This is a genomic window from Rheinheimera sp., from assembly GCF_020217005.1.
GTDB lineage: Bacteria > Pseudomonadota > Gammaproteobacteria > Enterobacterales > Alteromonadaceae > Pararheinheimera.
The window spans coordinates 1-10,000 of record NZ_JAIWOI010000035.1 but is presented as its reverse complement, the minus strand read 5'-3'; the positions used below and the strand labels follow the sequence as shown (position 1 = coordinate 10,000).

General features: G+C 47.4%; 10 protein-coding genes and 1 pseudogene. All 11 read right to left on the bottom strand.

Annotation, left to right across the window (positions count from 1 at the left end; all coding sequences use genetic code 11):
• Window positions 1–692 (bottom strand): homogentisate 1,2-dioxygenase (locus tag LDL40_RS01775; RefSeq protein WP_300993149.1); only part of this gene is annotated, 692 nt, incomplete at its 3' end.
• 2 nt (window positions 693–694) lie between these two features.
• Window positions 695–1,759 carry a 4-hydroxyphenylpyruvate dioxygenase gene (gene hppD / locus LDL40_RS01770; RefSeq protein ID WP_300993147.1) on the bottom strand — a complete coding sequence of 355 codons (1,065 nt, stop codon included), beginning with the start codon at window positions 1,757–1,759 and terminating at the stop codon, window positions 695–697.
• 216 nt (window positions 1,760–1,975) lie between these two features.
• Window positions 1,976–3,538, bottom strand: coding sequence for a transcriptional regulator TyrR (gene tyrR / locus LDL40_RS01765; RefSeq protein ID WP_300993145.1), 1,563 nt, complete (start codon window positions 3,536–3,538; stop codon window positions 1,976–1,978).
• A 283-nt stretch (window positions 3,539–3,821) separates the two neighbouring features.
• Window positions 3,822–4,163: a 4a-hydroxytetrahydrobiopterin dehydratase gene (locus LDL40_RS01760; protein ID WP_300993142.1), complete on the bottom strand. Its 342-nt coding sequence runs from the start codon at window positions 4,161–4,163 to the stop codon at window positions 3,822–3,824.
• A 27-nt stretch (window positions 4,164–4,190) separates the two neighbouring features.
• Window positions 4,191–4,991: a phenylalanine 4-monooxygenase gene (gene phhA / locus LDL40_RS01755; RefSeq protein ID WP_300993140.1), complete on the bottom strand. Its 801-nt coding sequence runs from the start codon at window positions 4,989–4,991 to the stop codon at window positions 4,191–4,193.
• A 196-nt stretch (window positions 4,992–5,187) separates the two neighbouring features.
• Window positions 5,188–6,390 carry a methionine gamma-lyase gene (gene megL, locus LDL40_RS01750; protein WP_300993138.1) on the bottom strand — a complete coding sequence of 401 codons (1,203 nt, stop codon included), beginning with the start codon at window positions 6,388–6,390 and terminating at the stop codon, window positions 5,188–5,190.
• 267 nt (window positions 6,391–6,657) lie between these two features.
• Window positions 6,658–7,671, bottom strand: a complete 1,014-nt coding sequence (locus LDL40_RS01745; protein WP_300993136.1) for a TIGR01620 family protein — start codon at window positions 7,669–7,671, stop codon at window positions 6,658–6,660.
• Window positions 7,668–9,047, bottom strand: coding sequence for a YcjX family protein (locus LDL40_RS01740; protein ID WP_300993134.1), 1,380 nt, complete (start codon window positions 9,045–9,047; stop codon window positions 7,668–7,670). The genes LDL40_RS01745 and LDL40_RS01740 overlap by 4 nt, the downstream gene beginning before the upstream one ends.
• Window positions 9,048–9,096: 49 nt before the next feature.
• Window positions 9,097–9,507: an envelope stress response membrane protein PspC gene (gene pspC / locus LDL40_RS01735; RefSeq protein WP_300993132.1), complete on the bottom strand. Its 411-nt coding sequence runs from the start codon at window positions 9,505–9,507 to the stop codon at window positions 9,097–9,099.
• On the bottom strand, window positions 9,500–9,736 hold the full coding sequence (gene pspB, locus LDL40_RS01730) for an envelope stress response membrane protein PspB (RefSeq protein WP_127024275.1): 237 nt from the start codon (window positions 9,734–9,736) through the stop codon (window positions 9,500–9,502). The genes pspC and pspB overlap by 8 nt, the downstream gene beginning before the upstream one ends.
• A 25-nt stretch (window positions 9,737–9,761) precedes the next feature.
• Window positions 9,762–10,000: pseudogene (locus LDL40_RS01725) on the bottom strand (phage shock protein PspA); the annotation flags it as partial.

Below are 10,000 nucleotides of genomic sequence, written 5' to 3'. Positions count from 1 at the left end.
TCACCGTGCCAGCCAATGGCATCCAGTGGGTTGTACGGATAGGTGATTTGCGACACCTCACCGTGACGTTTTACCAGCACCCTGCTTTGCTGCTCGCTGTACTGCGCTTTGAACGCCTCATCTATTTTTGGTGTGTCGATCATGGCCGCATCAAAAATCGCGTGATTACCGACTAAACCTTTTTCCGGCAACTGGAACGAGTCATTGGTGGCTTCAATCATCAGCAAAAACAGCGGCTCTGTGACCTCTAAACGCCACATAGTGGAACGTGGGATCACCACATAATCACCATCGCGTAAGGTTAAATGACCGTAGTCACAATAAAGCTCTGCAGTACCTTCGTGCACAAATAACAGCTCGTCACCATCGGCATTACGCACCAGATAATCCATGGACTCTGTTAAACGCCAGGTACGCATTTTACAGTGCGCATTGTGCAGCAAGGTTGGTACCTGCCATGGCGATACGTTTTGATTACCGGCTATATTGTTAAAGTTATACAAACGTGGTTTTAACGGCCCCTCCCAGTCACTCCAGCCCGTTGGCGCATGAGTGTGATGGAAATGGGTTGCAGGACCAAAGAAGCCGCTGCGGCCCACTTCACGCTCATAAATGGCCCGGTCCGGAAAATCGGCATGAGCCTGACGGGAAACTTCACCTTCTTTTAGCGGAAAAGACGCCCATTTACGCATAGTTAAATCACTCCACGACGGATTTGATCTTCTTCAATGGATTCAAACAGGGCTTTGAAGTTGCCTTCGCCAAAACCTTCATTGCCTTTGCGCTGAATGATTTCAAAGAATACAGGGCCAATCACAGTTTGAGTAAATATCTGCAACAAAATACCGTCTTTCATCGGCGCGCCATCGATCAGAATACGCAGCTGTTTTAACTGTTCCAGATCTTCCGTATGGCCTTCTACCCGGGCATTAACACGCTCGTAATAAGTATCAGGGGTTGGCATAAAGTCCATGCCGCGTTGGCGCAAAGTACGGACTGTTTCATAAATGTTGTCAGTGGTCAGCGCTATATGCTGAATGCCTTCGCCTTTGTATTCACGGATAAACTCTTCAATCTGAGATTTATCGTCTGAAGATTCATTGATAGGAATACGGATTTTGCCGCACGGCGCTGTCATCGCCTTAGACACCAGACCAGTCAGCTTGCCCTCGATATCAAAATAACGGATTTCGCGGAAGTTACCGATACGCTCATAAAAACCAGCCCAGACCGCCATATTGCCGCGACGCACGTTATGAGTCAGGTGATCGATGACTTCTAAACCGACCTGGTTTTTATCCATTTCAGCCTGCCAGTTGTCATGGAATTTAAAATCCACATCATAAACAGAATTCTGACCATAACGGTCGACAAAATACAGCAGGCTGCTGCCGATACCGTAGACTGCAGGAATATTCAGCTCCATAGGGCCGACCTGATTCTGGTAAGGCTTAGCACCGTTTGCCACAGCATGTTTTAAAGCTTCAGCAGCGTCTTTGACCCGAAAGGCCATAGCGCAAACACTGGGGCCATGTTCAGCAGCAAATTGCTCCGCCTGAGAATTAGGCTGACCGTTCACAATAAAATTCACATCGCCTTGTTTGTAGAGCCAGGCTTCTTTTGAGCGGTGTTTTGCCACTTCGGTGAAACCTAAAGATTTAAACAGGTTTTTCAGATCTGAAATGCCCTGCTCTGTCGCCGCAGTGTATTCAACAAATTCAAAACCATCGGTGCCCAAAGGGTTGATAGGGTCAAACATAAATGTCTCCAGACAAAAATAAGGCAAATTTATGCTTATCTTGCGCTTGCCGGATAAAAAAGGAAGAGAGGCCCCAAGGATGACTAAAAACCTGAAAAAAGCCGATTTTGTACAGAATAGCTGACAAAAATACAGTTTCGCTTAAATAAGGAGCAAAAAGGCCCAAAAACGAGTTTTAGGGCCTTGAATTTGTAGAGCAAATCACACAAGACGTATCTAAATTTTTACGCTCTTGCGGTTAATGCCATATTCGCGCAGTTTGTTGGCGACTGCGGTGTGGCTTAACCCGAGTTTTTTTGCTAACTGGCGTGAACTTGGATAAGCCGGATAAAGCTTTCTGAGCAGATCCGCCTCAAAATTGCGCACCGCTTCGTCCAAAGTGCCGTCAAAGTCTTTCTCCAGATAACCAAAGTCGCTGGTGTAACTGGGTAGCTGCATATGCTCTTTATCCAGCTCATACCCTTCAAGTAAAGTCACAGCGCGGTACAAGGCATTTTCTAACTGGCGCACATTACCAGGCCATGGATATTGCTGTAAAAAATTAGCACAAGAGTCTGTCAGCTTAGGCGCTTTACGACCTAAGCGCGCAGCAAAACGGGCGATAAAAAACTCAGCCAAAGGCACGACGTCCTGTTTACGCTCACGCAGTGGCGGTAAGCTTAACGTCAGTACATTCAGGCGATAAAATAAATCTTCGCGGAATTTGCCTTCCTGCACCATGGCGGGCAAGTCTTTTTGTGTGGTGCAAATCACCCGCACATCCACTTTCACTTCGTTTTCATCACCAACCCGGCGGAAACTGCCATCCTGTAAAAAACGAATAAGTTTGGTCTGCAGCTCTCGCGACATTTCTCCTACTTCGTCAAGGAACACTGTGCCTTTGTTGGCCTGTTCAAAAATGCCTTTTTTCGCTTCGCTTGCACCAGGAAAAGCGTTCGGACCATGACCAAAAAGCTCTGACTCAGCCACTAAATCCGGCATAGCGGCCACATTTACCGCTAAAAAAGGTTTGCCCGTTCTGCTGCTAGCGGCATGACAGGCTCTTGCCAGGACTTCTTTGCCTGTACCTGTTTCGCCCATAATCAGAATAGGCGCGTCCAGCTGAGCCATTTTCTTGGCTTCACGCACGACCTTACGCATTAGATTGCTGTGGGCATGTAAGTTGTTAAAACTCTCCTGATCGCCTTTTTTAAACACCACCATCTGCTCACCTAAGCGGCTTTCAGATTTCAGGTTCAATACAGCACCAGCCAGAATGTCTTTGCCTGAATCATCCGGTACCAACACAGGCAATAAGTCGGCGATAAACCTTTTGTTCTGAATTTCTACTCTGCGGGTTTGTGCCAGCACATCGTCACTTTCCAGCCAACGGCTTAAATTAAAGCCCTTGACCATAGCGGTTAGCGACTGACCTTCTATAGCACTGCGCTCCATTGACAAAGCTTCCAGGGCAGCCTCGTTAATAACGGTGACATTGGCGCGGGTGTCGACAGCGATAATGCCATCTGGCAAAGTGCGTAATAAAGTTGTTAGCTCGTTGTGCTCCCGCTCAGAAGGCATAAAAGCTGTGGTTTTGACATCGTCCACACCAGGAATGCGTCGAATTTTTGCCATCAGTTCCTGAAATTTTTCAAATTCGACGGTAGGAAAGGACACAAAAATCCGACCCAAAGTCGGATCCACTTCAATACCACGCAAATCCAGCTGATAGCTGACCAGGATATTTAACACTTCCTGAGTAATACCCAGTCGGTCCTGGCAATGAATTTCTAACCTCATGATACAAAACCACCTTATGCTTTTGCCTGAGGTTAATGATACGGTAAAGAGGCTCGGGCAGACCAGTATTATTTGTAAAGAAATATGCACAACCCCTTCGTACTTGAAGCCGCAGCGGCGTTGTCTGCGCTCTTTCGCCCCAATCACATAGGACAACTATGTTCATGGGGACTCTTTCACTTGTCGCCTTGCTGCAACATCAATTACTTTGGGGTATGGGGGTATAGAGGGAGTAAGGACCAACAAAGAAAAGGCCTGCAGAGGCAGGCCATGAAAGTCGAAGTTAAGAAGCTAACAACGCATCTGTTTTAGCTGCACAGATAAAATCGTTTTTATGCAGGCCTTTAATTGAATGTGACCACCAGGTCACTGTCAGCTTGCCCCATTCCAGCAATAAAGCAGGGTGATGCCCTTCGTCCTCTGCCAACTGAGCCACTTTCTGATGAAAGGCCCAGGCCAGTTTAAAGTTCTTAAACTTAAACTCTCGCTCCAACTGCAAAATGCCATCGCGGGCTATTGGAGTCCAGTCTGGGATCTGGTGCATCAGTTGAGCTAATTCTTCATCCGATACCTTTGGGGCGTCGGCGCGGCAGGCTTCACATTTGGCTTGTTTTAGTTCAGACATGGGTATCTTCTCTGTTATCGGCAGCTTTTAGCTGGCCTTTTTTTCTTTTGGCGGAAATTTAGCAGGATGCAAACCCAAGGCACGGGCTTGTTGTACCAAAGCCATCAGATCCAACTGGGATACATCAAACAAATCATTAATCGAATTAATCATAAAATACACGGGCTGCATAATGTCGATACGGTAAGGTGTGCGTAGCACGTCCAACGCATCAAAAGCTTTACGTTCAGGTATTTCAGAGCTGAAGGCATATTGAGTCTCACCTGGAGAAGATAAAATACCTCCTCCGTAGATACGTAAGCCGTCTTTGCTATTGAGTAAACCAAACTCTATGGTAAACCAGTACAAACGAGCCAGATAAACCCTGTCTTCTTTACTCGCGGCCAAACCTAATTTACCGTAAGTATGAGTAAATTCTGCAAAAGCCGGATGGGTCAGCATGGCGCAATGACCAAAGATTTCATGGAAGACGTCAGGTTCCTGCAGGTAATCAAACTCTTCTCTGCTGCGGATAAAAGTAGCGACCGGGAACTCTTTGTTCGCCAGCAGTTGGAAAAACCTATCAAAACTAATCAAAGCAGGTACTTCAGTCACTTTCCAACCAGTGGCAGGCTCCAGCACTGCGTTAATTTCTGCCAGCTGTGGAATACGATCGACAGGCAAATTGAGTTTTTTCAGTCCATCCAGATACTCATCACAAGCCTTACCCTCAATGCAGGATAACTGACGCTGCATTAACTCTGCCCAAATTTGATTTTCTTCCGCCGACCAATGGATAAAGCCATCTTCGTCCGACTGATGCGATACGTATTTACTTGATTTACTCATAGAACCCTGTTGTATTTTCGTTATGTTACCCAAAGCGGCCAAAGGCATAGGAACTAAGCACTTGACCTGGGTAATGGGCATCGCCCTTTAGTTGCGGCTGATACTAGAGGATTGGACAACGGCTGTTAACCCATGACTGAGTTGACGTGAACGTCAACTCAGTCAATTTTGTAAAGCAATAGTTACAACAAAGAGCTTAACTCAGCTGGCGCTGCTGCATCAGTGTCAGCGCCTGAGCCAGATCAGCAATAATATCATCAACATGCTCAAGCCCTACGGAGATGCGGATTAAGCCATCACTAATGCCTGCCATTTGGCGCTCTTGCGCTGTGTATGGACTATGAGTCATAGAAGCCGGATGCTGTATAAGTGACTCGGCATCACCAAGGCTGACGGCAAGACTGAACAACTTACATTGATTAATAAAATAACGGCCATCATCCAGACTACCATTGAGCTCAAAGGCTAAGACACCACCTGCTGCTTTCATTTGTTTGCCAATAAATTGATAGCCCGGATGAGACTTTAACCCCGGGTAATACACCTGCCCCACTGCTGGATGAGCGTCAAGGAATTCCGCCACCTTTTGCGCACTCCGGCAATGCCGCTCCATCCGTACCGACAAAGTTTTTAAACCACGGATAATCAGCCAGGCATCATGCGGACTGATAGTTGCCCCCATGTCTTTTAAGGTCGTCAGTTTGATCTGAGTAATACGCTCAGCGCTGCCGACGATAATGCCAGCCACCACATCGCCGTGGCCGTTCAGATACTTGGTTGCACTATGCAACACAAGGTCTATGCCATAGTCGGCAGGCTTTTGTAACAAAGGGGTCAGAAAGGTATTGTCGATCACCGAAATCAGTCGATGCTGCCTGGCAAACTGGCCAATAAATTCTAAGTCCAGCACAGTCAAAGTCGGGTTAATGGGCGTTTCAGCAAAAATCATTTTGGTATTGGCTTTAAGCGCTTGTTTGACAGCCTTGTGGTCTGTCATATCCACAAAACTGACCTCTATGCCATAGCGGGCAAACTGATGGCTAAACAGTGCAAAGCTGCAGCCGTAAATAGCTTTACTGGCGATCAGATGATCACCTTGTTGCAAAAAAGCCATAGTAGCAGCTGCGACAGCGCCCATGCCAGTGGCTGTCGCCGCTGCATCTTCCATTCCCTCCAAAGCTGCAACTTTCAGCTCCAGCTCTCTTGTGGTTGGATTGCCTAGCCTGGTGTAGATATAACCTGACTCTTCGCCGGCAAAACGCGCTGCGCCTTGTTCGGCGCTATCAAAGACAAAAGTGGAGGTCTGGTACAAAGGCGTAGCTAAAGCGCCATGGGGGTTTAAACCGGTTTTTCCGGCATGGATACATACCGTATCAGGATGACTGTACTGCTTGCTCATAAAACACCTGTTGCTGGATACCCTTCGTACTGAAGCTGCAGCGTTGCTGACCGCACTCCTCACCCCATTCACATAGGACAACCATGCGTATGGGCCTCGCTTGCTTGTCGCCTAGCTGCAGCAGCAATAACTTTGGGTATGTATTTACTTGTTATGCGTTTTTTTAATTCATCTAAACAAAAGGTTATATCAGCAACAAGGCATATAGACATCTGACGGTCTGAACTGACACCGCCACTCTTGAGAAAAACGCCCAGGGATGTAGCGTTAAGTTGACAAAGGTTCAGCCTTGCCCAGCAAACGTCGCACCAGGGCTTTGCCCAGATCCAGCAGACTTAGTTTCTGGCTTTTCGCTAGTGGCAAGGGACGAAGCAACTGCTGCGCAGCTAAACCTAAACGGGCAACCAGCAGACCCGCTATTAAGCCCTGCCCTGAGCGCATCGATAATTTACTTGTCAGTTCAGCACCCAACAGATCTGAACCAAGATCCAGTGCCAGCTCCGAACTGCCAGCCCATAACAAAGCAGCAAATAGCCTTTTGATTAGGATCAGACTTCGCAGTTGTCCTAAAGAGGCACCGTAGATTTCAGCCATTTGACGCAATAATTTACTGGTTCTCCATACCACCAGCAGCATATCAGTCAGGGCAAAAGGACTGATAGCCACTGCCATGGCTGCATCTGCAGCAGCCTGATGGATCTGTTGACTGGCTTGCACATCAGCTTTACTAAGCACCCTGAGTTCAAACAGAGCCAGCAGTTCCTGGTCGCTATGTTCTGGCTGTTTTTGCGCTTTCCAGTCCGCCACATCCTGTTGTGTTGATTCGGGTAATACAGCGGCAATATCCAGGCAAAGCTGCTCTGCTTCACCGTATTGGATGCTGGCATGAATACGTTGATGCGCCTGCTGCCATTTGCGGGTTTTGGCTAAGCGCCGCAATAAACGCCATTCGCGAGCCATCAACAAGCTACCTAAGCTGACTAAAGCTGCGCAAAATAATGCGTCCAGCACAGTGCTGATACCAGGCTCTGTGAAAGCCTGTTGGATCGTTGTCAACGCGCTATACAAAGCTACAGCCACTAACAGCACAACACTGCTGATCCCAGCCCATATCAGGGCAGACAGAGGCTGGCGTTTTGGTTGCTCCGGTTCAATTTGGGGTTCAACTACAAAATCGGCCTGCTCAAACTGCTGCGCTTGAGTTACGGGCAATTCTGAGACCGCATCAGAGCCGATAAAATCTGCTCCTTTAAAGTGTTTCGCTTGTTTTAAGTCTGTCATGTCAGTTTATCTCCTAACAGGTACTCCAGCAGATGATCCATACGAATATGACCAAGCAGGTGCTGTTGAGGCCATGGCAGAGGTGCCAGAGACTGAAAGTCAAAATGATGTTTGGTAAAAAGCTGATGATCAGGCCAGTATCGTGGCACATCTCCAGGATAATAAGTCAGAGCTTCACCCGTCGTGGCACTGCGCCCTCGTAGACAAGGCAGTTGCTGACCATTTTGTATCACAAAACCAGCTTCACTGGCTTTAATAGCAGCTATCGCCATGACTTCATAAGGACAGAGCTGAAACTTTACAGTCTGCAGATGCTGCAGCAACAACTGTTGCAGCAATAAAATGAGCGCCTGATGCTGATCCGGTGTGACATGATCGGCCTTGCTCGCTGCGAACAACACTTTGCTAATCCGGGGCTTAAAAATACGCCGCAGCCAATGTTCAGGGCCATAATCAAAACTCTGCAAAATCAATAACAGGCTCTGTTTTAACTCTAATAATGCTGACTCTCCGGCGTTCAGAGCACCCAAAATATCCACCAGCACCACCTGACGGTCTAAGGCTGAAAAGTACTGCTGATAGAAAGGCTCAATCACTTTGCTTTGGTAATTGGCAAACTGCTTTTGCATTAAATCGACCAAAGCCCCCCCTTGATCCAACTGCTCTGGCAACAAAGGCAATAGCTGCAACAAAGGCGTGCCTTCAAATTCACCAGGCACCAGTAACCGGCCGGGTTGATTTAAATAAGCTCCGGCCAAATCACGAAAACGACGCAGTAAAGCACAGTAATCACTGCACAAATCCTGCACAGACAGTACTGAAGTGTCATTTAAATCAACGCCTTGTAAACGCTGTTGAAAGTCTTGCGCTGCGGCTATCCGATGGGGCTTTGCAAACAAAGTCCAGCTTTGTTCGCACCACTGCCGGTAACTTTGCTGCAGCATGGGTAAATCCAGCAGCCATTCGCCCGGATAATCCACCAGCACTAGTTCGGTGTCCTGATAATCCTGAAAACGGGCACGCAAGCCAGATTCAGGTTGATACCTCAGCGCCAGAGTCAACTGGCTCCAGCCGACTGTAGAAGGGGGCCAGCGGGCAGGTTGTTGCTGCAGATAACTTAAGTTTTTCTCAAAGCTAAATCGCGGCAACTGTGGAGACTGATTCTGATCAATGCGAGCGCCTAACCAGCGCTGTTGCATCACAGAAAAAAACGGCAAAACAGATGAATTGCTTTGTGTCAGTTGATGCACCATGGCGGTCAGAAGCGCAGTTTTGCCTGCGCCACTTAAACCTGTCACCCCCAACCTGAGCTGACGGTGAAAGGTGCGCTTTGTCAGTTGTTCTGAATGCCAGCGCGCCTTTTGTAACCAATCCATGCTGTGTTCCTAGTTGGCGTCTTTTCGACAAATTCTGTCTGGGCTAAAACTATAACTTGCTGATTTCTCTGTTCAGTTGAAACTTGGCAGAGGTGACATGGGTTTCCATATCGCGTAAACGTAATTCCAGACTATTAAACTGATTCACCAGATGATGTAAGGCTGATTTTGGTACTTCACCCCGTTGCCAAACGCGGGTTTTCACTTCTATCGGGCGCTCATCATAAGATGGCTCTGTCATCCCCTTTTTCGCTTCATACACTGACTTCTTCTCAAGAATAAACCAGGCTGCTACGTACAAAACAGGCAACAAACCACCCAAACCTAACAATACCGAAGTGACCACGATCAACCGTACCAGCCAGACTTCCCAGCCGAAGTAGTCTGCAATACCTGCACAGACCCCGGCCAGTTTGCCGTTGCGGTCATCCCGCAACAGCTCTTTGCGTATTTTAGTCATGCTTCTCTCTCCATTTTGGTGACTCCGCATCCAAAATCGCTTCCAGCGTTTTGATGCGGTCCGCCATTTTCTCGGCGCGATGAGACAACTCATTCAGTTGAGCCAATTCACTGTCACCCAAACCTTCACCAATTTTGTTTTTGCTTCTGTAGTGCATAAAGACCCACAGCGGTGCCACAAAAATCATGAATACAATGAGCGGTACACCAATGACCTCAGTAATTTCCATCTTTAGCTCCTATAACGCCTGATAATCAGGCGTTATCTTTTTTAGACATTTTAGCTTTTAATTCAGCCAGTTCGTTATCGATTTTGTCAGATGAGGCCAATTCTGCAAACTCATCTTTTAAAGTCTTTTTACCTAAATCGTACGATTCAACCTGAGCTTCCAGCGAATCGATTTTTTGCTCGTACCGTTCAAATTTGTACATAGCATCGTTTAAACGTGTGCTGTCTAAAGTGCGCTTTACATCCAAACGGGAGGACACAGTTT